This is a genomic window from Cutibacterium namnetense (genome assembly GCF_001642025.1).
Taxonomy (GTDB): domain Bacteria; phylum Actinomycetota; class Actinomycetes; order Propionibacteriales; family Propionibacteriaceae; genus Cutibacterium; species Cutibacterium namnetense.
Map to the genome: position 1 here is coordinate 546,123 of NZ_LWHO01000003.1, position 22,021 is coordinate 568,143.

19 protein-coding genes and 1 tRNA gene are annotated in these 22,021 nt (G+C 59.1%); 10 read left to right on the forward strand and 10 right to left on the reverse strand.

Going from position 1 to position 22,021, the window contains the following annotated elements:
• From thrC to lysA, 3 genes are all read right to left on the reverse strand, one after another.
• A complete protein-coding gene (thrC, locus tag A5483_RS06135) occupies positions 1-1,077 on the reverse strand; it encodes a threonine synthase (protein WP_042842568.1) in 1,077 nt (358 codons plus the stop codon).
• Positions 1,074-2,399, reverse strand: coding sequence for a homoserine dehydrogenase (locus A5483_RS06140; RefSeq protein WP_063811246.1), 1,326 nt, complete (start codon positions 2,397-2,399; stop codon positions 1,074-1,076). Before A5483_RS06140 ends, thrC begins: the two co-directional genes overlap by 4 nt.
• 71 nt (positions 2,400-2,470) lie before the next feature.
• Positions 2,471-3,901 carry a diaminopimelate decarboxylase gene (gene lysA, locus A5483_RS06145; RefSeq protein ID WP_063811247.1) on the reverse strand — a complete coding sequence of 477 codons (1,431 nt, stop codon included), beginning with the start codon at positions 3,899-3,901 and terminating at the stop codon, positions 2,471-2,473.
• 121 nt (positions 3,902-4,022) lie between these two features.
• On the opposite strand from lysA, the gene A5483_RS06150 reads away from it, so the two are divergent.
• The 4 genes from A5483_RS06150 (at position 4,023) to A5483_RS12115 (ending at position 9,654) form a co-directional block, all read left to right on the forward strand.
• A tRNA-Arg gene (locus A5483_RS06150) sits at positions 4,023-4,094 on the forward strand.
• A gap of 152 nt (positions 4,095-4,246) precedes the next feature.
• The gene (locus A5483_RS06155; RefSeq protein ID WP_063811248.1) at positions 4,247-5,464 is read left to right on the forward strand and encodes a glycosyltransferase family 87 protein; all 1,218 of its coding nucleotides are present in this window, start codon (positions 4,247-4,249) and stop codon (positions 5,462-5,464) included.
• 186 nt (positions 5,465-5,650) lie between these two features.
• Positions 5,651-9,412, forward strand: coding sequence for a multifunctional oxoglutarate decarboxylase/oxoglutarate dehydrogenase thiamine pyrophosphate-binding subunit/dihydrolipoyllysine-residue succinyltransferase subunit (locus A5483_RS06160; RefSeq protein ID WP_063811249.1), 3,762 nt, complete (start codon positions 5,651-5,653; stop codon positions 9,410-9,412).
• A gap of 65 nt (positions 9,413-9,477) precedes the next feature.
• A complete protein-coding gene (locus tag A5483_RS12115; protein ID WP_042842566.1) occupies positions 9,478-9,654 on the forward strand; it encodes a DUF6104 family protein in 177 nt (58 codons plus the stop codon).
• Positions 9,655-9,707: 53 nt separating this feature from the next.
• On the opposite strand, the gene A5483_RS06170 is transcribed toward A5483_RS12115, so the two are convergent.
• Positions 9,708-10,106: a hypothetical protein gene (locus A5483_RS06170; RefSeq protein WP_002548458.1), complete on the reverse strand. Its 399-nt coding sequence runs from the start codon at positions 10,104-10,106 to the stop codon at positions 9,708-9,710.
• A 284-nt stretch (positions 10,107-10,390) separates the two neighbouring features.
• Between A5483_RS06170 and A5483_RS06180 the strand changes: the two genes are divergently transcribed.
• Entirely contained in the window at positions 10,391-10,642 is a 252-nt protein-coding gene (locus A5483_RS06180) for a WhiB family transcriptional regulator (protein ID WP_002513444.1), read from the forward strand.
• A 46-nt stretch (positions 10,643-10,688) separates the two neighbouring features.
• Here A5483_RS06180 and A5483_RS06185 read toward each other — a convergent pair whose 3' ends face one another.
• Positions 10,689-12,164 (reverse strand): sensor histidine kinase, encoded by a 1,476-nt coding sequence (locus A5483_RS06185; RefSeq protein WP_002548777.1) that lies wholly within the window; start codon positions 12,162-12,164, stop codon positions 10,689-10,691.
• Positions 12,165-12,345: 181 nt separating this feature from the next.
• Here A5483_RS06185 and A5483_RS12705 point away from each other — a divergent pair, with 181 nt between their 5' ends.
• Positions 12,346-12,420, forward strand: coding sequence for a 50S ribosomal protein bL37 (locus A5483_RS12705; RefSeq protein WP_369797015.1), 75 nt, complete (start codon positions 12,346-12,348; stop codon positions 12,418-12,420).
• Between the two features lie 88 nt (positions 12,421-12,508).
• Here the strand turns inward: A5483_RS12705 and A5483_RS06190 are convergent, their stop codons facing one another.
• A complete protein-coding gene (locus tag A5483_RS06190) occupies positions 12,509-12,769 on the reverse strand; it encodes an anti-sigma factor RsrA (protein ID WP_002548482.1) in 261 nt (86 codons plus the stop codon).
• Positions 12,766-13,476, reverse strand: a complete 711-nt coding sequence (locus tag A5483_RS06195; RefSeq protein WP_063811250.1) for a sigma-70 family RNA polymerase sigma factor — start codon at positions 13,474-13,476, stop codon at positions 12,766-12,768. Before A5483_RS06195 ends, A5483_RS06190 begins: the two co-directional genes overlap by 4 nt.
• A 190-nt stretch (positions 13,477-13,666) precedes the next feature.
• Between A5483_RS06195 and A5483_RS06200 the strand changes: the two genes are divergently transcribed.
• The 4 genes from A5483_RS06200 to A5483_RS06215 all read left to right on the forward strand — a co-directional run bounded on the left by A5483_RS06200 (position 13,667) and on the right by A5483_RS06215 (position 17,706).
• Complete coding sequence (locus tag A5483_RS06200; protein WP_002548647.1) at positions 13,667-14,299, forward strand: DoxX family membrane protein; 633 nt, start codon at positions 13,667-13,669, stop codon at positions 14,297-14,299.
• On the forward strand, positions 14,289-15,578 hold the full coding sequence (aroA, locus tag A5483_RS06205) for a 3-phosphoshikimate 1-carboxyvinyltransferase (protein ID WP_063811251.1): 1,290 nt from the start codon (positions 14,289-14,291) through the stop codon (positions 15,576-15,578). The genes A5483_RS06200 and aroA overlap by 11 nt, the downstream gene beginning before the upstream one ends.
• A 1-nt stretch (position 15,579) precedes the next feature.
• The gene (rsgA, locus tag A5483_RS06210; protein WP_063811252.1) at positions 15,580-16,581 is read left to right on the forward strand and encodes a ribosome small subunit-dependent GTPase A; all 1,002 of its coding nucleotides are present in this window, start codon (positions 15,580-15,582) and stop codon (positions 16,579-16,581) included.
• Between the two features lie 336 nt (positions 16,582-16,917).
• On the forward strand, positions 16,918-17,706 hold the full coding sequence (locus A5483_RS06215) for an inositol monophosphatase family protein (protein WP_042842564.1): 789 nt from the start codon (positions 16,918-16,920) through the stop codon (positions 17,704-17,706).
• A gap of 36 nt (positions 17,707-17,742) precedes the next feature.
• On the opposite strand, the gene serA is transcribed toward A5483_RS06215, so the two are convergent.
• The 3 genes from serA to A5483_RS06230 all read right to left on the reverse strand — a co-directional run bounded on the left by serA (position 17,743) and on the right by A5483_RS06230 (position 21,826).
• Positions 17,743-18,933 carry a phosphoglycerate dehydrogenase gene (serA, locus tag A5483_RS06220; RefSeq protein WP_063811331.1) on the reverse strand — a complete coding sequence of 397 codons (1,191 nt, stop codon included), beginning with the start codon at positions 18,931-18,933 and terminating at the stop codon, positions 17,743-17,745.
• A gap of 203 nt (positions 18,934-19,136) precedes the next feature.
• Complete coding sequence (locus A5483_RS06225) at positions 19,137-20,534, reverse strand: L-cysteine desulfidase family protein (protein WP_153023080.1); 1,398 nt, start codon at positions 20,532-20,534, stop codon at positions 19,137-19,139.
• A gap of 32 nt (positions 20,535-20,566) precedes the next feature.
• Positions 20,567-21,826 (reverse strand): SLC5/6 family protein, encoded by a 1,260-nt coding sequence (locus tag A5483_RS06230; protein ID WP_063811333.1) that lies wholly within the window; start codon positions 21,824-21,826, stop codon positions 20,567-20,569.
• Between the last annotated feature and the right edge of the window lie 195 nt (positions 21,827-22,021).

Below are 22,021 nucleotides of genomic sequence, written 5' to 3' on the forward strand. Positions count from 1 at the left end.
TCAGGAATCGAAGTCCAGTAAGGCTGCAACTTGATGAGTCGATGCCTCCACAGCTTCGGTCGACAAGGTGGTGCGACTCAATGCAGTGTCGATGTCTTTCAGACCGTTTCCAGTTACTGTGATGACGATGCGCTGGTTCGGATCCAGGCGTCCCTCGGACTTCAACTTGAGCAAACCTGCCACTGCGGCTGCCGATGCCGGCTCGACGAAGATACCTTCTTGAGCAGCCAGGAAAGCCTGGGCGTCGAGAATTTGTTCGTCAGTGACGGCCTCGATGAGTCCCCCGGACTCGTCTCGAGCAGCCACAGCCAGATTGCCGGAAGCCGGACGACCGATACGAATAGCGGTAGCTACCGTTTCCGGGTCATCGACGTCATGGCCCTGCACCAGAGGGGCGGCACCAGCGGCTTGGAACCCGAACATCCGCGGAGTGTGGCTGGATAGACCATCCGCTGCGTACTCGCGATATCCCTTCCAATAGGCGGTTATATTGCCTGCGTTGCCAACCGGTAGAGCGTGGATATCAGGAGCATCACCGAGAACGTCAACGATTTCAAAAGCAGCAGTTTTCTGTCCCTCGATGCGGTACGGATTAATCGAGTTCACCAAAGAGACCGGGAAGTTCTCGGCCAGCTCGCGGGCGATACGCAGGCAGTCGTCGAAGTTGCCGAGAACCTGGATAATTCGGCCGCCATGAACAACGGCTTGGGCGAGTTTGCCCGCTGCTATCTTGCCCTGGGGAAGGAGTACAACCGGGGTCATGCCGGCACGGGAGGCGTAAGCCGAGGCCGAGGCAGAGGTATTGCCGGTAGAGGCACACACCACAGCCTTCGACCCGTCAGCGAGGGCCTTGGTCATGGCCATCGTCATGCCACGATCCTTGAACGACCCCGTCGGGTTGGCTCCTTCAACCTTGATCCACACTGTCGCGTCGAGCTCGGCGCCCAAACGTGGTGCAGGCACCAGCGGGGTCGCCCCCTCCCCGAGCGTCACGATCTGGTCAATTCCGTCCAAGGGAAGACGGTCACGATAGGTTTCAATGATGCCGAAGGGACGGTTCTGCTGTTTCATGATCACATTCCCTCCACTCGGATGACGCGGGGATCAGAGTTGACGTAGTGATGACCGGTGAGTTCGCTGACGCAATCCTCGACGTCACATTCTCGGGCTTCGTGGGTGAGAATTTTGAGAGTAGCTGACCACCCATCAACACGGGCAGTGCCCTCCACTGCAGACTGCTGGACGGTTTGCAAAGACACACCATGGTTGGCGAAGATCTTTGCGACTTCGGCGAGCACACCGGGTTCGTCGCGAACTTGCAACCGCAGGTGGAACCGAGTGTGAACCTCGGACATCGGCAAGATCGGGCATTCCCCATAGACGTCCTGAAGCGGGCCAGCAACCCCCCGCACGAGGTTACGTGCCACAGTGACGAGGTCTCCCATGACGGCCGATGCCGTAGGAGAGCCCCCGGCTCCAGGACCCAGGAACATGAGACGCCCAGCCTCACGCGCCTCAACAAATACGGCGTTGAAGGCACCTGAAACACTCCCCAAGGGATGGGTTACAGGAACGAGCGCTGGATGGACGCGAGCCGAAATACCGTCAGGGCCCGCCTGACAGACAGCCAGCAGCTTGATAACGCAATCCATGTCGCGCGCAGCCGCAATGTCATCTGGGGTGATGGCAGTGATGCCTTCTCGATACACTTGATCGCCGCGCATTCGAGTATGGAAAGCGAGAGACGACAACAGTGCAGCTTTAGCTGCAGCGTCATACCCTTCTACATCAGCCGTCGGATCGGCCTCGGCATATCCCTTAGCCTTCGCCTGAGCAAGAGCTTCATCGAAACCAGCGCCGGTGGTCGTCATCTGGTCGAGGATGTAGTTCGTCGTGCCATTGACGATGCCCATAACACGAATGATTTGGTCCCCGACGAGGGATTCACGCAACGGACGAACGATCGGAATTGCGCCAGCCACGGCGGCTTCGTAGTACAGATCGACGCCATTGCTCTCAGCCACTGCGTGCAGTTCAGTCCCATGAGCCGCCAGCAGAGCTTTATTCGCTGTCACGACTGAATGCCCGTTACCCAGCGCAGTTGTCAGGAGCTGACGAGCAGGATCGATGCCGCCGATGAGCTCAATGACGATGTCCACGTCATCTCGGTTGACGAGCGCCGCAGGGTCATCGGTGAAAAGACGCGAGTCGAGACCCTGACGCGGGCGATCAGGATGGGCGACGGCGACACCAGCGAGCTCGACCTGACGTCCCACCCGAGCGGCGATATCTTCCCTCCTCGACTCAATCATTCGGGCCACCTGGGATCCCACGACCCCACACCCCAGCAAGGCCACACGTATCGGCTGGACTGACGCGGAATCGGTGGTATTCGTCATGTCGTCCTCATCTCGTTGTTGTCAGCTGATGAAAATTTAAAAGTGGTACGTGAATAGGGCTGTTCGATATGTCATGGGCACGGCACCTCGGCACGGACCGGCCCTGAATCGAGAGCAAGGAGATCGTCGATACTTTCTCGGCGTAGCAGCACCGACACACCCCGGTCCTCGTCGACGCTCACGACCGCCGGACGCGGTACATGGTTGTAGTTGGAAGCCATCGACCTGGAATAGGCCCCGGCTCCGGGCACCGCTATAACATCCCCCGGGGAGACGTCACCGGGCAGGTAGACGTCGCGCACCAAGATGTCGCCGGCCTCACAGTGCTTGCCTACGATGCGGCACAGTATTGGCGCCACTTTCGACGTCCGGTTGGCAATAACGGCCGAGTACTCTGCGGCGTACAAGGCAGGGCGAATATTGTCGCTCATTCCGCCATCAACGGAGACATAAATCCGCTGGGCTCCGGTGTCCAGATCGACTGGTTTCACGGTGCCGACGGTATAAAGGGCCATCATCGTCGGTCCTACAATCGCACGGCCAGGTTCCACAGAGATATGGGGAACCTCCATACCCCTCCCCCGAGCTTCAACGGTGACGATCTCGCGAAGGGCCTCAGCGAGGCTTTCAGCGGTAGCCGGAGAATCTTGACTGGTATAGGCAATACCGAACCCACCGCCAAGGTCGAGTTCAGGGAGGGCACGCCCGGTGGCCTGACGGAACTGCTCGAGAAGCTTCATCGTGCGACGAGCCGCCACTTCAAAACCAGCGGTATCGAAGATCTGAGAACCGATGTGGGAGTGAATACCCAGCAGGTCGATGACGTCGCTCGTGTGACACCTCACCATGGCAACCATCGCGGCACCATTGGCGATTGAGAAACCAAATTTTTGATCCTCGTGGGCGGTGGCAATGTATTCATGGGTATGCGCTTCGACACCTGCAGTTACTCGCACCATGACGCGGGCATGCCAGCCGTTTTCCCGACACAATTGCTCGATACGCGTGATTTCATCTAAGGAATCGACGATGATCCGCCCAACCCCGGCGCTCAGAGCTAACTTCAGTTCGTCTACCGACTTGTTATTTCCGTGCAACCCGATCCGGGTAGGATCCATCCCACCCTGCAGGGCTGTCATGAGCTCGCCGCCGGTGCAGGTATCCAAGAACAGGCCCTCCTCATCGATCCATGAGGCGATTGTGCGGGTCAAAAAAGCCTTTCCAGCGTAATAGACGTCCCACCCGGAAAAAGCGTCACGGAAGGTCCGTGCCCGCTGCCGGAAGTCGGACTCGTCGAGCACGTAAAGAGGAGATCCGTATTGCGACGCCAGCTCGGTGACAGCCGCCCCGGCCACCTCAACGATTCCATCGTCGCCACGATCAGCCGATGCTGACCAAAGCGCAGGGTCCAATGCGTTAACGTCATCAGGCAAGGTCAGCCACTGCGGGCCGGCAGCCGCGACATCGGCGTGAACCGAGCCAGCAACGTGCATGTGCGTCATATATCCACCATGCCAGAGGCTACCGACACGATCACAGGGTGTTCACGCTCGCGGTCTTGAATGGCAAGCAACCCATCAGTGCGCTACACTCAACAGATGGTCGGGGCTTTCGGGCCTACCGGCTCCCGTAGCTCAGGGGATAGAGCACCGCCCTCCGGAGGCGGGAGCGAGGGTTCGAATCCCTCCGGGAGCGCTCAAAGATGTCAATCACGGCATACCTGGATTAACCAGATAGGGTGTCAGTCCGTGTCCTCACATGACGTCAAAACAGATCGCCAGGGATCTCGAGCGGCGCTGTTGTCCGCTGCAAGCGCAGCTGCGCTATGGGCAGTGGGTCGACTCGCCATGCTCCACGTCTTTATCCAGCCGTCATCGAACTACATCACCGGTGACGTCCAGTACTACCTGTGGTGGATGTCGAGCGGACAACCAGATTCGTCGGTCCTACCGGAGTACCCACTGCCTGTTGTGTGGTTCATGCGGACCCTCTATTGGGCCGGAGGCGACGCGTACTTCCCGATGGTCTTTTCGACGACGATGCTGCTACTTGACGCCATCCTGGCCGTAGCGATGTGGCATGACGGCCACCGCTCGGGGGCACTGTGGTGGATCGTTCTAGTGCCCCTCCTCGGGCCGATTATGTGGAATCGCTTCGACATGGTTCCCGCGGTCTGCATGGGGCTGGCGGCCCTGTGGTACCGACGCCATCCGGCAGCCTGCGGCGCGATGATCGCATTGGGTGCCGCAACAAAGTTGTGGCCTGCCCTCCTTATCTTGCCCATGATCTCCCGGCATAGAGCCGCCGTGCGGCGTCTCATCGCCTTCGCTATTACTGGTTTTGGGCTCGCCCTGGGCTCACTTCTCGCGGGTGGGTGGGAGCGTCTCATCTCACCGCTGACGTGGCAGTCTGGCCGCGGTTTGCAAATCGAGTCGGTGCCCGCCTCTATTCCGATGATCCACTATTTCCGGAATCCTCACGGTGACCACACCGTCAGAATGTCGAGCTATAACGCTTATGAGGTCTTCGGCCCGAGCGTGGCTGGCTGGCAGCTCGTCTCCACCGGACTCATGGTGTTCGCGATCGCCTTAGCCATCGGTTGGGCTGTTGTCTCGTGGCGGCGAAACGGCCTTGATCACCGTACCGCTGTCATAGCAGACCTCGTCATCATTGGTGCCCTCATCATGGCTAATAAGACCCTGTCTCCACAGTATTTCGTCTGGTGGGCCGCTCCGACTGCAATGATCTTGGATCGTGTCTCGGCCGAGGCCAGGGCCCCTGGTGATCCTGACGCCCTGTCCTGGGCGCGCACGTGGTGCTGGATCGTCGCCGCGCTGATGGCCGTTACCGCCTTCATGACCCAGCAGGTGTATCCCCTGTATTACCCAAAGATCCTGGAAGGGTCATCAAGTATCGGCTGGTTACTTATTAGCCGCAATGTGCTGGTCGTCATGACCTTTGCAGCGTGCATTGCAACGTTGGTGGCGAGCCTGCGCATGCACTTGCCCGCACAGCCGACCGCGACGCTAGGTAGACCGCGTCACGCCACACCCGACCGATCGTGACTTATATCACATTTTAGAGGTTGGGTCCAGCTGTTCCTCGATATGTCTAAATTGTTGGGATGACATGGTCAATCCGGCTACCATCATCACGTCTGGGTCAATGAACACAGACAGAGCAGCGCAGCTCGAAGGGCCTGTATAGAGGTTCCGCGAGCGCTCGAGACGACGGTTTGACGGAAGAAGGCAGTGGTGAGTCCCGCCCCACACGACAAGTCCAACAACTCTCCTGATTTTGGAGCTAACGACTGGCTCATCGAAGAGATGCGTGACCAATACCAGAACAATCCGAATTCAGTCGATCCGGCCTGGGCTACGTTCTTTCGCCAGGAGGCAGCCAAGTCCACCGGCACGGTGACTAAATCTGCCGCTAGCGAACAGCCTGCTACTGAGAAATCCCCCCGCGAATCGGCCCCCAAGCCTGTCACGAAGCCGCAGTCTGCCCCTGCTGGCAAGCCCGCGCCGGTCACAACCCCGAAGGCCAAAGACACGCCCCCCGACCCGACGCCAAAGCCCCAAAAGCAGCCTGCTCGTCCTCCCATGTCGGCAGACGCACCGCGGCATAGCGCCAAACTCGAGACCGTCGAGCCGACGGTAATGAAGATGAAAGGTGCACCGATGCGCACCGCCAAGAACATGGATCAGTCGCTAACCATGCCGACAGCCACGACAGTGCGTGACGTCCCGATGCAATTGGTCATCGAGCAGCGCACCATGATCAACTCCTTCCTCAAGAAGGCCAAGGGCGGCAAGGTTTCCTTCACTCATATCCTGGCTTATGCCATGGTTCAGGCTCTCAAAACGGTGCCCGCCATGAACAATGCGTATGCCGAGATTGACGGTAAACCGCACCTCATCGAAAACCATCAGATCAACCTCGGCATGGCCATCGACGTCGTTGCCTCGGATGGGTCGCGCAAGTTGGTCGTGCCCGCTATCAAGGGCGCCGAGCAGATGGACTTCCTCGATTTTTGGCGAGCTTACGAGGAAATCGTCCGGAAGGGCCGCACCAATGAGCTGACCATCGACGATTTCAAGGGAGTTACCGCCTCTCTGACGAATCCGGGCGGCTTTGGCACCAATCACTCCATCGCTCGCCTCATGCCTGGTCAGGGCATGATCCTCGGGGTTGGATCGATCGACTACCCCGCCGCCTACCAGGGCAACTCCCCCACGCGAATGGCGGAGTTGGGTATCTCTAAGGTGACCACGCTCACCTCTACCTACGATCACCGCATCATCCAGGGGGCTCAGTCTGGAGAGTTCCTGCGCCGCATACATCAGTTGTTGCTGGGAGCCGACCGCTTCTATGAAGACATCTTCGAGTCCCTCCGTATTCCGTACGCCCCTGTCCAGTGGGCCAGCGACCGTCAGGCCAACCGCGCTGACCAAGTCGGCAAGCAGGCACGCGTCATCGAGCTCATCAACTCTTGGCGCCGCTTCGGCCATCTCTCGGCTGATCTCGATCCCATCGAGTACCGGCCTCGTTTCCACCACGACCTCATGCTCAACAGCCACGGGCTGACACTGTGGGACTTCGACCGTACCTTCCCGATCGCGAATTTCGCTGGTCAGCGCCGGGCCACCATGACCCTGCGCGAGATCCTCACGATCCTACGTGACTCGTACGCCTCGAAGATGGGCATCGAGTACATGCACATCGCCGACCACGAGCAGCGAAAGTGGTTCCAAGACCGATTCGAAAAGGAACATCAGCCGCTCTCCCGGGAAATGCATCTGCAGATCCTCGATCAACTCAACGAGGCCGAGATCTTTGAGACCTTCTTGCAGACCAAATTCGTCGGTCAAAAGCGTTTCAGCCTTGAAGGCGGCGAGTCTGCCATCGTCTTGCTGGCAGCCCTATGCAATCTCGCGGCTGACGACAGCCTTGACGAGGTCTGCATCGGCATGCCGCACCGTGGCCGGCTCAATGTGCTAGCCAACATCATCGGCAAATCATACGGACAGATCTTCCGTGAATTCGAAGGCAATGTCGAGCCAGTGAATTCTCAGGGATCCGGAGATGTCAAATACCACCTCGGTGACGAGGGCCAGTTCACCGCCGCCTCGGGTAGCACCATTAAGGCATCGGTCGCTGCCAATCCCAGCCACCTTGAGGCCGTCGATCCAGTTCTTGAAGGTATTTGCCGGGCCAAGCTTGACGCCCTCGGTAACCCCGAAGACTTCCCGGTGCTGCCCATCCTCATGCACGGCGACGCTGCGTTCGCGGGTCAGGGTGTCGTCTACGAGACCCTGCAGATGAGCCAGCTTGGGGGCTACCGCACGGGTGGCACCATCCACGTCGTCGTCAACAATCAGGTTGGATTCACCACTTCCCCGCGCGACGGTCGTTCCTCGACCTATTGCACTGATGTCGCTAAGGCCGTTGGCGCACCGGTCCTCCACGTCAACGGAGACGATCCCGCATCGGTGGTCCACGCAGCTCATATTGCCTACGGCTATCGCCAGACCTTCCATCGCGACGTCGTCGTCGACGTGGTGTGCTATCGCCGGCGCGGCCACAATGAGGGTGACGACCCGAGCTTCACCCAGCCGCATATGTACGACCTCATTGCCAAGAAGCGCTCGCCCCGCAAGCTCTACACCGAGAGCCTCATTGGTCGCGGCGATATCACTACCGAGGACGCCGAGGCTGTGATGTCAAAGTTCCGCTCCCGTCTGGAGACAGTATTCAAGGAGGTTCGCGAGGCCACCTCGACACCTGAGCCCTACAGCGGTGTGCCGGACTACCCGGTCAAGCACAGCGGCCTGCACCAGACCAATGTCGAGCCTGACACGATGGAAGCCGTCGCCCAGGCCCACGAGAACTTGCCAGAGAGTTTCAATCTTCACCCCAAGGTCGCCCCACAGATGGCACGACGCGCCAAGCACATCCGTGAGGGCGGCATTGACTGGGCCACTGGCGAGATGATCGCGTTGGGCTCCCTCCTGCATGACGGTGTACACGTCCGCCTAGCCGGCCAGGACAGCCGCCGCGGCACCTTCTCCCAGCGTTTTGCGGCGCTAGTGGATCACGAGACCGGTGAGTTCTACGTCCCGATTAATCACCTCGGAGGTGAGCAGGGGCACTTCGATGTCTTCGATTCTCCGCTCAACGAGTACGCAGCGATGGGATTTGAGTACGGCTACTCTGTTGCCCGCCCGGATTCTTTGGTGCTGTGGGAAGCCCAATTCGGCGACTTCGCCAACGGTGCTCAGACGATCATCGATGAGTTCATCGCCTCGGCCGGCTCTAAGTGGGGCCAAAAGTCGGGAGTCGTACTGCTGCTGCCACACGGATACGAAGGTCAGGGACCTGATCACTCGTCGGCCCGTTTAGAGCGCTTCCTCAATCTTTGCAGTGAAGACGCTTTGGCCGTCTGCCAGCCCTCGACCCCGGCAAGCTACTGCCACTTATTGCGCCAGCATGCGTACGTCAATATGCATCGTCCAGTCATTATCGCAACGCCGAAATCAATGCTGCGGAACAAGATGGCAACCTCGGATCCCGAAGACTTCACCACCGGTACGTGGAGTCCGGTCTTACCTGACCGGTCGATTACCGATCCGTCGGTCGTTACGAGAATTATCTTGTGCTCTGGCAAGGTGCGGTGGGAGCTGGTCAAGCAACGTAAGGCTGCTGGTCTTGACGGACAGCTCGCCATCATCCCGATGGAACGTCTCTACCCGCTACCGGCCAACGAGTTGGCTGAGGTACTCGCGCCTTACACCAACGTCACTGACGTCCGCTGGGTCCAGGAAGAGCCAGAGAACCAGGGTGCCTGGTATTACATGTTGACCCATCTTCCTGGGGCCATGTCGGAGAAGCTGCCAGGATTCCTTGACAGCTTAACCGCCGTCACCCGCCCGCCCTCCTCGGCTCCGTCAGTAGGGCAGCACAGCGTCCATGTTCGAGAAGAGCAGGAGTTGCTTGAGAAGGCTTTGGCCTGAGCGACCCGACGACTGCACCACGGGGCCATCTCTCACCAGATGGCCCCGTGGTGCATGATGGGCCCATGTATTTCACTGACAGAGGTATTGAGGAACTAGAAGACCGTCGTGGAGAAGAGGACATTACCTTCGCCTGGCTCGCCGACGAGTTGCGTCATTTCGTCGACCTCAACCCCGAATTTGAAGTTCCGGTGGAGCGTCTTGCTACCTTCCTTGCCAGGCTCGACGACGAGGATGATTGAGCGCCATACACCAACTCTCACAGACAGACTGGTTCTTGGCTCGGTAGCCGTTGTCAGCCTCTGAGCCAGGCCCGAGATCGCGGCACCAATGAAGCAATAACGACTGTTGCCGGGATAATAGCCACGACCCAGAACCACGCTGGCCCATCGGAACGCTGCATGGACACCAGCACCACGAGGTGCAAGAGGCCGCTCGCCACAAGTAATCCCTGGGCCGAGGGCCGGCCCTTGACGGCCAACCATCCGACGAGGGCAACGAGGCCCGCATAGATGATGAGCATGGCCCCGACCCCAGCGCCGAACATATTCCGACCTGACACGATTACCCTGATGGCCACAACGAGTAAGGCCACGGAGCTGATCCAAGTTCCAGCAGTGGCAACCAACACGGTCGTCGGGATCCCGCCAGGACGCGCAGACGATCGCATGTCGTGTTCACTTGACGGAATCATGGCTTTTGCTCCTGCGCGGGTGGACCGAAGACGTATCATAATCGAACTGGCTGCGAACTCCTTGTAGCGTGCTCGCCCGGACCAACGTGCATCGCGTCCGAGCGATTCGTGCGAGGATGTTCGTCCTACGGTGGATGCTCTTGTCAAAGTATTCGACGGTTGCCACACTTTCATGGCTACCTACTGCCGTATAGCCATCCCGTCGGCCATGCGGCACGATGGGTCATCTACCCGCATTCACACACGTGCCCTGGGTTGCGCCGGGGAGAAGGAGTCGAAGAGGCATGGACTGGCGCCACAGGGCTGCCTGCCTGAGTGAGGATCCCGAGCTGTTCTTCCCGATTGGAAACACTGGCCCGGCCCTTGCCCAGATCGAGGAGGCGAAGAAGGTCTGCGCCCGGTGCGAGGTTCGCGCCGAATGCTTGGCCTGGGCTCTGGAAGCCGGCCAGGACCACGGCGTGTGGGGCGGCATGAGCGAGGATGAGAGGCGCGCGATCAAGCGCCGTCAGTCCCGCTCCCGCGTGCGTCGTTCCTGACCCGCTCACAGCTCGCCGCCGGTGGCCATCATCTGGTCGGTAGAAGTCACATCCGCTGAAGCGGGATGACGAGCCTCGCACAGGTTCCGACTCTGTCAGAGTTGTTCTCCAGGGTGAACGTGCCATCGAGGTCCTGCACCAAAGTCGTCACGATCGACAACCCTAACGAGCTGCGGTGGTCATCTAGCGAGAATCCTGCTGGTAACGGTTTACCGTCGCTGACAATGTCTACGACAAGAGCGTCATCGGTACGGTGTGGCCGCACGATGACATTCCCAGAGGATGAATCCAGGCTGTGCTCGATGGCGTTTTGACATAATTCTGTCGTCGCTAGTGATAGTGCGGTAGCAGTCTCAGCAGGGACATCACCGAAACTGCCCTCTCGTCGCGCTACCACCGACCCGGATGAGGCCGCCACATCCCCCACCATGTGGAGGATACGATCAGCAACCTCGTCAAAGGCCACTTGTTCCTCAAAGTTCTGCGAGAGAATCTCATGGACGACAGCGATGGCCGATACCCTGCCCATGGCCTGTTTCAGGGCATCCTTGGCGTCCGGGTTACTTATACGTCGTGACTGCATGCGCAACAGTGCGGCAACTGTCTGCAAATTGTTCTTCACCCGGTGATGGATTTCTCGGATCGTAGCATCTTTAGTCACGAGCTGACGGTCTCTGTCTCGCAACTCGGTGAGATCACGAATAAGGATCAATGTGCCGGCCGAGACTTCAACATCGTCGAGCCAGGTCTGCAGCGGAATCACGCGGGCCCGCAGCGTGGCCTCGGAGTTTTCGATATCAGTCTCGGTAAGCCAGCGTCCTTCCAAGTCCAAGGTCAGCGATTGGCCGACCTCACGCAGCTTCGGGCAGAGCTCTCGCACCATCGGAATGAGGTATTCCCCATCCAGGTCACCAGCAAGCCCCAGACGACGGAATGCCGATAGTGCATTCGGGCTGGCAAAGGTAATCATGCCCGTGGCGGCCACGCGGATCACGCCGTCAGTTACTTTTGGAGCAAGCGCTCGATCAGAGCCTGGGAAGCGCGAGAACCTACCATGGTGGAGCATCTCGGAGAGGATGTCGGCGATTTCAAGGTAGCTATCCTCGGTGTTACCCGGTGCCCTCACCCCCATTTGGTTGGTGTGCCTTTCAACGACGGCGACGACATCCCCATGGCGAACGATCGGGATCGCCCAGACATCAACAGGAATGCCAGCAGACAGCTTGTTATCGCTGGTCTCACACATCTCAGCGCTCATGAAGGCTTCAGTGACGAGGCTCTCGTCGTCATAGGCGACAGATTCACCGACGACGTCGTCCTCCAGAGCAGTCGGACCGGTGTCTGGACGCACCTGAGCAACGGCCCAGAATACGTTTGGGTCCCTATCTGGAACCCACAAGATGAGGTCGGAGAAAGACGTATCCGCAAGCATTTGCCAGTCGTCAACGAGGTCCTCGAGCCAGCTGATATCGGTGTCATCGAGACGAGTCCGTTCGGCGACGATGCGGTTGAGGGCAGGCATGCCGTCACTCTAGTGACAGAAGCCGACCCAGCTCCACCTGATACCGGGATCTGCGAAACTCAGTGCTTCGATTTGGGTCAAGACCGCCCAATCCGGCAGAATTGATCGTCGTTGCCGCGCATCCGCGCGGACCCTCCTTCATCAGTAGGGAGGTTTATGACCCCTCAGGAAGGAGAGCGCCATGGGCAAGACTGGTCGTAAGCGTCGTGCGCGTCGCAAGAAGGGCGCCAACCACGGCAAGCGTCCCAACGCCTGAGTTTTGGGATAGTAAGACCCCCGTCCGCATGGACGGGGGTCTTACTCGTTTATGCCCGCTGCCTGATGCTCAGAAGCACAAACCGATCTCAAGCTTGCCAGCGGTATGAGACGTGCATCTGTACCAAGCGACTTCTCAACTGCATGGGAGCTGCCACCGTGCGGTTGCACCGCTTGAGGGCTCGAGAGACGGCAGCTTCCATGTCAGCTTCATCCATGCAACTTTCGCACGCTGCGATGTGACGACGGAAGGCATCAGCGCCGTGCTCGCTCATTTCTCCGTGAAGGAATTCCTGGAGGTGATTGATGACCCAGCAACAGGATTCCTCGTCATCAGCGAACTGCGTCATCGTGACCCCTCCTTGTCTGTGCTAGGGGCCATCTCGGGACGACCAAGGTCCTCTTCATCTACTTGTCCGGCCCGAGGACCGATCCCTCGGGCGCCTGCGACGTCTACCAACTGCTTACGCAGCTGCTTGCGAGCGCGATTCAATCGACTCATCACGGTCCCAATCGGAGTGCCCATGATTTCAGCGATTTCCTTGTATGCGAAACCCTCGACATCAGCCAGTAAAACGACCTGGCGGAACTCATTCGACAACCCGTCCAGAGCGTCTAAGATCTGCTGATCCGGCAACCCATCTAGGGCTTCCAACTCCGCAGAACGCAAGCCATTGCTGTCATGGGAGGCAGCCTTGGCGATCTGCCAATCTTCGACGTCCTGATCATCTGACGTCTGGGGACGGCGCTGAGCCTTGCGATACGAGTTGATGTAGGTATTCGTCAGGATGCGATACAGCCAAGCCTTCAGGTTCGTGCCAGGCCGGAACTGATGGAACGAGGAAAACGCCTTGGCATAGGCCTCTTGGACAACATCCTCTGCGTCAGCCGGGTTGCGAGTCATGCGCAACGCGGCGCCATAGAGCTGGTCAAGGTATTCAAGGGCGTCACGCTCGAACCGTTGCGCCCGCTGGGCATCGGTCTCTTGAGTGACGTCCACGGTGCCCGACGCGTCCACGCGACGATCCATCCTGGCCTCGGATTCACGTGTGATCATCGTGGCCCAGCTTAGTGCACAGCGCCGACCCCGGGAGGAACGAGGCCTCCGCAAAGTACGAGAGGGAGCAAGGGCAGCGGTCATGGTGTGTTAACACACGTGTCAGGCTACGGTATTCCCGCAACTCGTCATCATCTGGCGAAAATTATGCCCAGTTAGCTACCGCGGAAGGCTTCGGCGCGGTAGACATATGTCCATGAGTATCATCCGAGGCTTGGGCCGGACCATGTTCGCCAGTTACTTCATCGTTAAGGGGACGAACTCCGCGATGAAGCCCGATTCCTTTGTGGAGGATGCCGAGCCGGTCACGGACCGTCTCCTCCCTCTGGTGCAGCGCGCACTGCCAGCGTCTGTCGGCGCCTACATTCCTGAGGACACCAAGACCCTCGTCCGCGCCACCGGCGCCGCCCAGGCCTTCGGCGGCCTAGGAATGGCAACCGGCCTTGCTCGTCGCACTGGGGCCGGCGTCGTTGCTGCAACGATGATCCCGCATGTGCTCGCCTCGATCCCCGACAAGTCCTCACCGAAAGACGAGCGCACCGCCGCTCGCGCCGTCTTGTTGCGCAACGTCGCTTTGCTTGGTGGGGCAATGATGGCCTCCCGCGACACCGCAGGCCGCCCCAGCCTGGCCTGGCGTGCGGCCGACACCCAGCGCCGTGTTTCCTCGGCGGCCAGCGACCAGCACAAGGCTATCGCCTCGTCGGTTGACGACCTGTCGAGGTCGGCCCGCAAGAGGCTGAAGAAGGCCCAAAAGGAAGCCGCTAAGACTCAGAAGAAGGCCCAGAAAAAGTCGAAGAAGGCTCAGAAGAAGATTGCTGACTAACCAGCAGCCGTGGACCGCCCCGCGAGCCGAACACCGCCTCGCGGGGCGTGTTGTGGTCCCGGGGTCAAAGTCCCAGACAAACCGCGCCCTTGTCCTCGCAGCTCTCAGTGACGGGCCCAGCGTCCTCGATGGCGCTTTGGCGTCGCGAGACTCCTCTCTCATGTCGGCCGGGTTGCGACAGCTCGGGGCAGACATCCAGCCCATCGGCCCCTCCTCCATTCGGGTCGTGCCAGGCCTGGCTCGTCCCGTCGGCCCGATTGAGTGTGGATTAGCCGGTACCGTCATGAGGTTCCTTCCCGTCGTGGCCGCCCTGGTGCCTGGCCGGACCCGGTTTGTGGGCGACGAGCAAGCCTCTCGACGCCCTATCGGGCCAGTTCTCGATGGGTTGGGCCAGCTCGGCGTCAAAGTTGATTCCCACCGACTGCCATTTTCCCTGGATGCCCCGGGCCGTCTTGGCGGCCCACAGGTCACGATTGATTCGGCGGCATCGAGCCAATTCATCTCGGCCCTATTGTTGGCGTCGGCCCGTTTCCCGCAGGGAATTGACCTTCGTCATCATGGGGCGTCGCTGCCGTCGGCCCCTCACATCGCCATGACCTGCGCCATGCTGGCAGACCGAGGCGTCACCGTAGTCTCAGACGAACCATGCCACTGGGTGGTACGCCCTGGGCCGATACATGCTCTTGATGACGTCATCGAACCTGACCTCACCAATGCCGCGGTATTCCTCGCAGCTGCCTTAATTGTCGGCGGGTCTGTGACGGTGCCGTCGTGGCCGGCAAACAGCACCCAGCCTGGGGCGCAGTTCGTGGGAATCGCCGAAAGGATGGGGGCGACGGTGTCCTATGTTGACGGTTCTGTGACTATCAGCGCTCAAGGCTGGCAAGGGCTGCGCCCTCTCGACGTCGACCTCCATGAGGTCAGCGAACTTACACCAGTCGTCGCAGCTACTGCCTGTCTTGCTCGCGGTCATTCGCGTATCCGTGGCGTGGCGCACATTCGCGGCCATGAAACCGATCGCCTTGCTGCTCTCGAGCATGAACTGGCCAACTTAGGCGTTGAGATCCGGCGCACTAGCGATGGCCTAGACATCGCTGGTCACGGCGCCGACAAACTGCACGGTGGAAAATTCGGATGCCACGCCGATCACCGGATGGCTCATGCCGGGGCTCTTCTTGGCCTTGCCATCGACGGAATCGAGCTCGATGACATCACTTGCACGTCAAAGACCATGCCGAAGTTCCCGCAGATGTGGGCTGATCTCATTCAGGAGGTTTGACGTGTCTCCTCGACGTTTAGCCTCCTCCGGAATTGACACGCGCGACTGGTCCTCCTATGACCGGCCCAGGCGCCACACCAAGCCGCGAACCAAGCAGCGTCCTGACCACTCGTTGTTGCCGATTGGAACCATCATCACCATTGATCGTGGCCGCTATCGCTGTCGTCTCGACAACGGTGTGGACGTGACCGCCGCCAAAGCCCGGCAGCTCGGTCGCAAGTCTGTCATTGTTGGCGACAGGGTACGGCTTGACGGCGACGTATCTGGAACCGAAGGGTCCCTAGCCAGGATCGTGCACACCGAAGAACGTGCCACAGTACTCAGGCGAACCGCAGACGACACCGACCCCTATGAACGCCCTATCGTCGCTAATGCCGATCAGGTGGTCGTCGTCACCGCTCTTGCCGATCCCCCGCCTCGTCCCGGCATGATCGATCGCATCCTGGTGGCAGCCCACGCTGCGGAAGTCTTCCCCATCCTCTGCTTCACTAAGGCTGACCTCGCCTGCGGTGACGACTTCGTCGCGATGTATTCGGAGCTGGGAATACCCGTCACCACAAGTCGGCCGGGAACAGACCTCACCGAGTTACACCAGCTTCTCACGGGCAAGGTGAGCGTTCTCGTCGGCCATTCGGGTGTTGGTAAGTCAACCCTTATTAATGCTCTGGTCCCCGGTGTCAACCGGGTCACTGGGCGCGTCAATGGCGTCACTGGACGAGGACGACATACCTCTACCAGCGCTGAAGCGATCCCGTTGCCCGAGGGCGGTTGGATCATCGATACCCCAGGGGTGCGATCATTCGGGCTATCCCATGTCAACGCCAAGGACACTCTGGCCGGATTCGAAGAGCTTGATGCCGTTTGCGCCGATTGCCCCCGCGGATGCCATCACACCGATAGCAGCCCGGAGTGCGCACTCGACGACGCCGTATCCGATGGGCGAGTGCAGCAATCTCGGGTGGATTCGTTTCGCCGGCTATTGGGGGCTACTGCCCCCCGCTGAGCAGAAGGCAAGACGCATTACGCAGTCCTTGGGACTGTCCTGGTTATCGATTCTTCGCACATCTCAGCGGCGACATACGACGCAAAACGCGGCGATACCGTTTACCTCCCTATCCTGCGAGCCCAAATGGGGCACGTATCGGGTGTCGAAGGAACCCTTTTGGATGCAGTCGAAGGCATCATCGTCAAGCTTGAGATAAATAATGGTGTCACGGGGCCGCGAACTACAGCACCTGAAATCACAGTGCGCATACTCAACACGCATCAGCAAACTCTTCGGAACTCGCAAAGCCGCCTCATCTGCTCGATGTGGCGCTCATCCCAGTATGGTGTGGGTATGGCCAACCATACCGATGACCTTCGTCTGGCACACATCCTCGCTGACAACGCGGATTCTTTAACGATGTCCCGCTTCGGCGCACGGGACCTCACGATCTCGACCAAGCCTGACCATTCCGAGGTCACTGACGCTGACCTCGCCGTCGAAGATTCGGTGCGCCGGACACTGTCGCGGATGCGCTCCCGGGACGCCGTCCATGGCGAGGAGCGCGGCGATACCGGCGACGGACCACGCCGTTGGATCATTGATCCGATCGATGGCACTGCGAACTTCCTACGTGGGGTTGCGGTGTGGGCCACTCTTATTGCCCTCAGCGTCGAGGACGAGATCGTGGCATCCGTGGTCTCTGCTCCTGCTCTTAAACGGCGCTGGTGGGCTGCCCGCGGCCTGGGGGCATGGACTGGCAAATCCCTCGCATCGGCAACACCGATCCACGTCTCAAATGTACGTAGCCTCGACGACGCATTCTTGTCCTATTCTTCTCTGCACGGCTGGGTGGAGAGCGGACGAGGGCGCGGTTTCGGTGAACTTATGCGGTCGGTGTGGCGTACCCGGGCCTTTGGCGACTTCTGGTCCTACATGATGGTGGCCGAAGGCGTCGTCGATCTGGCATGCGAGCCCGAACTCGGCCTCCACGACATGGCAGCCCTCGACATCATCGTCACCGAAGCTGGCGGTAAATTCACCGGGCTCGATGGCAGGGACGGCCCCTGGTCGGGCAATGCCATGGCGTCAAACGGTTTTCTTCACACCGAGGCGCTGGCCATGGTTCAGCCCGAACCGTGAGCGTCGGTCATCAGGACCCTCGTTCCCCGTCCTCAGTCAGAGGATACGAGCCCGAATCGTCCCCTCGAGACCCGTGACATTGGCGAGCAGCCCACCGTCGGTCTCAGCAATGTCGAGAACGCAGTAACCAAGTTCCCCTTTTGTTGCCAAGGCTTGGTAAGTGACGTTGCCTCCTTGATCGGCAACGAGTCGGTTCACAGTTGCCATAGCACCTGGGACATTGCGATGCAGGTGCCCGATACGAGCACCGGTGCGAGGCGACGGGGTGATCTCGGGGAGATTAACGCTCATTCCGGTGGCGCCATTCTCGACATAGTCGATGAGCTTCCCGGCGACATAACGACCAATATCGACCTGGGCTTCTTGAGTGGAGCCGCCAATATGCGGGGTGAGAATGACATTGTCCATCTCACGCAACGCGGAGACGAAGGGTTCCTTACCGGACGCCGGCTCTTCGGGATAGACGTCCACTCCGGCACCGGCGATGTGTCCAGTGCGTAGGTTGTCAACGAGGGCATCGATGTCGACGACCTTGCCTCGCGACAGGTTCAGGAAGAGGGACCGCGGTCGCATCATGGCGAATTCGCGAGCACCAATAAGGTTGTTGTTGCTGGGGCGCCCATCAATGTGGAGGGACACCGTCTCCACGCTCCCCAGCAACTCTTCCATGGACTCACACCTGTGAGCGTTGCCCATGGGCAAGACGTCGGCGATGTCATAGAAAAAGACCTGCATCCCCATGGTTTCTGCTACAACCGACAGCTGCTGGCCAATATTGCCGTAGCCGATAATTCCTAGTCGGCGTCCACGAATCTCGTGGGATCCAATTGCCGACTTACGCCACACGCCATTGTGCATTTGCGTGTTACGATCGCCGAGACGACGGGCCAACGCAATGATTTCCGCCATCACAAGCTCGACGACTGAACGAGTATTGGAATAAGGGGCGTTAAAGGCAGGGATGCCAGCCTGGGCTAATGCACCAAGATCCATCTGGTTGGTACCAATGCAGAAGGCGCCAACCGCAGTGAGGCTGTCGCCACAGGCTTCAACGACCCGAGAGGTGACCCGGGTGCGTGACCTGATACCCAACAGATCAACTCCATCAAGGGCACTGATGAGGTCGTCCTCATCAAGAGCTTCACTCACCCGCTCGACCTGATAACCGGCTTTTTTCAACGTTCGGACGGCTTCATCATGGATGTTTTCGAGTAGGAGCGCCTTCATGACCGCCAGTTTATGGAGAGGGTAGGGCTGAACCGTTGCGGACGTCTCAGTGGGTGGAATCATCCCCACGGATACTTGGAAACGCTGTCTATATCTTCCGAGCAAACCCAGGCTCTAGCAGCCGGAGGCCGCGACGACTCAGTATCCGCCCTCTCCTAACACGGAGGACCATAACCACCGAATCTCTCACCTCCGGCATGCGGTCAGTACGGTTGGCGGTCTGATTTTGCCATCATGATCGATAATATTTCAGAGTCGGTCTCTTTCATCCCGTGAGTCGCCAAACGTCCGATGCCTCGCAGACCGGCGTCGACGTCGTCATGCACCAACCCGTTAGTGCCTGGCACCCGCCGTCCCGCCAACGACAGCACCACGGCCCGCCCGGCGGCGTTGACCGAGGCCGCCACCTTGAGCGCGCAGCTGCATCCGGCGCCGTCACACACCATGCCGACAGTGTCTCCAGCCATGGACGATACCGCTCGCTCAATGGACTCGTAGCTGCCATCTAAGATGAAACACACTCCAGCTGCCGCGCCCATCGCGGCCGTCGCAGCAGCACAGAATGCGGACAGCACTGGCAGGCCTGCGTGCGCATACAACGCTACGGCATGAGACAAAGTGAGTGCCCGTAGCCGCAGTTCCCGTGAGGCATGGGTGCGATCAGCGGCAACGATCACCGGGACGGTAGCAACAATTCCTTGATTACCAGATCCGCTGTTTGTCATTGCCGGTAGCGGTGCGCCACCCATCCTGGCATCCGAGGCGGCTGCGGCCTGGGCGGTCATCATAGAACACAGGTCGTCCGAGCTAAGTCCGCTCTCGATGGCTCCCAGCATCGCAGCCCCCACCCCAACGCCGTAGGAACTATCTCGGCCCGCGACAACCAACGCGCTGTTCAGACGTTCCGCATCAGCGATGAACTCAATACGTCCGAGGTCAACAGTGTGAGCAAAATCGACCAGCTGCGCCAAGGTAAGAGTACGGAGGAACTTTGCTGTGGGACTCACATGGTCGGCCGCTGGCCGTTCCCGGTTCACCAACACCTCGTCATCTCGAGTCTCCAGGTACGCGTTCGTGTGGTCCCCCGCAATGCAGACCCGGGCCCGGTGCCCTCCAGCGAACAGCACAGCTTCGGCATAGACATCGTCGTCCATTTCAGCCACCGACAGACGGACCGCACCGCAGTCCACCAACCGACGAGCACGCTGGGCACCATCCTCGGTTACCTGTGCAAGCACCCCCAGGCCAGCATTCGGATCACCCTCGACCACTCCAATCGCAGCTGCAATCTCCAGTCCTGGTAGCCCGGTGCCGGGCACCATGACCGCCATGCCATTCTTCATGATGTTCCGTGAGACTCGCGCTTCAATACGCAGATCGTCGGGCAGCTCCTCACCCAGCCCCAAGGCCAGCCGAGCACGGGCGGCCGCAAGGGCAAGGGCTACCGGCTCGGTACACCCGGTAGCCGGTACCACTCCGACGTGGAGGGCGTCGAGAAGCTGATCGACATCCCCCGGCGACAGCTTGGTGACGGTAGCCGGTGGGGCACTTAAGCACTCGGGGCGGTCAAAACCCCCATCAGTAAGTTTAGTAGGCGCCATGATTTGTCCTTTCCTCGGAATTCGTCAGAGAATCAACTGAATGCCAGGAATGGCGAGACAACTAAAAGGATGCCGGTAACGATAATGAGTACTAAGCCTGGACCTTTGTACTTGTGTAGTTCCGGTACTCTACACACAAGATACGCTGGAATGAGACATCCGATCATTCCAAACACAGGACTGCAAATCGAAGTAAAGCTCAGGACAGGAGCATTAATTAGAATGGCTCCCCATGATACCAGAATCGCAAAAACAAGGATGCACCAACCGACGAGCTTCTCATTGATTCGATCCGAGGGAATAATCCGATGCAACACATTCATCGCGATTCCCTTGCAGGCTTCTCGAAATCCCAAGAAGACGCCGAAATAAGCCGTCATGACCGCGAAGATGTTGAGCAACAAGGACATGATCTTTACTGCGTTTCCGCCCATGCCTTGAGCGGCCATGGCGAGGGTCGAGATGTTTTGCTCGTAGGCTTTTACAGCTTCGTCGTGCCCCATCGCCAAGTTGAACGAGATAGCGTAACAGAACACTGTGACGAACAGCACCCCAAAGGCGATGTTCATCGACCGCAGTGCCTTATGTCGAGCCACGGCGATCGAAGCGTAGTGAGATCGATAAGAGATCACCATGGGGCTGAGGGTCTGGATGAACAGGATCGAGGTGAGCGTAAACGGCAACATCACCACCGTCTGCTTGAGCAGGTATCCCATGCTGGGGAATGAACCGATATTGGACAAGCTCCAGTGACCTGCGATGATGACGCCAAGTAATACCACCACCGACAATTTGGTGAGAACCATGAAGCTCGAGATCCGGAACAGTACTTTTTCAGCGCGAGATGCGATCGCCACCATAATGCAGATTACCGCTAATCCATACCAAGGACTGTGGGACCACACCGTTTTCGTAAGACCGAACGAATGCAGGAATGATGCGGAGTCATTGGTCAGAGCGGTCGAATACACGAAGACCCAGATCACCAACATGATGAAATACAGCACGCCGAGAAAGAATCCCCAGTTCTTCCCCAGATATCCTGAGATAACACTTGGGTAGTCTTCGCATTTCGGTGATTCAGCTAGGGTGTTGATGAACAGCCGCTGAAACAGGTACATCGCAGGATAGGCGATAACAGAGGAGGCCAGGAACACCCACAACCCGACAAGACCCACCTTAACGGGGAGGAAGACGATCCCAGCACCGATCGCCATACCGATGCTCATGATAACCCAGCCCCAGTCCGTGCCGTCGAACCGAGTGGCCTCGCGCCACTGCTCCTCCGACATGCCATCTCGGCTGCGGTCGGCGATGTACTGCATCGTACTCCCCTTCAAATATGCCTCTTCATTGATGGAAGCTTAATATTATCGTAATTGGGGAGATCCAAGGTTCGCGGCCTACAACCATCGCAACGCAACTGACGGGATCATCCTCATCAAGCGCCTCATTCACCCATACCGTAAAAGTGTTGCGGTGGGTGA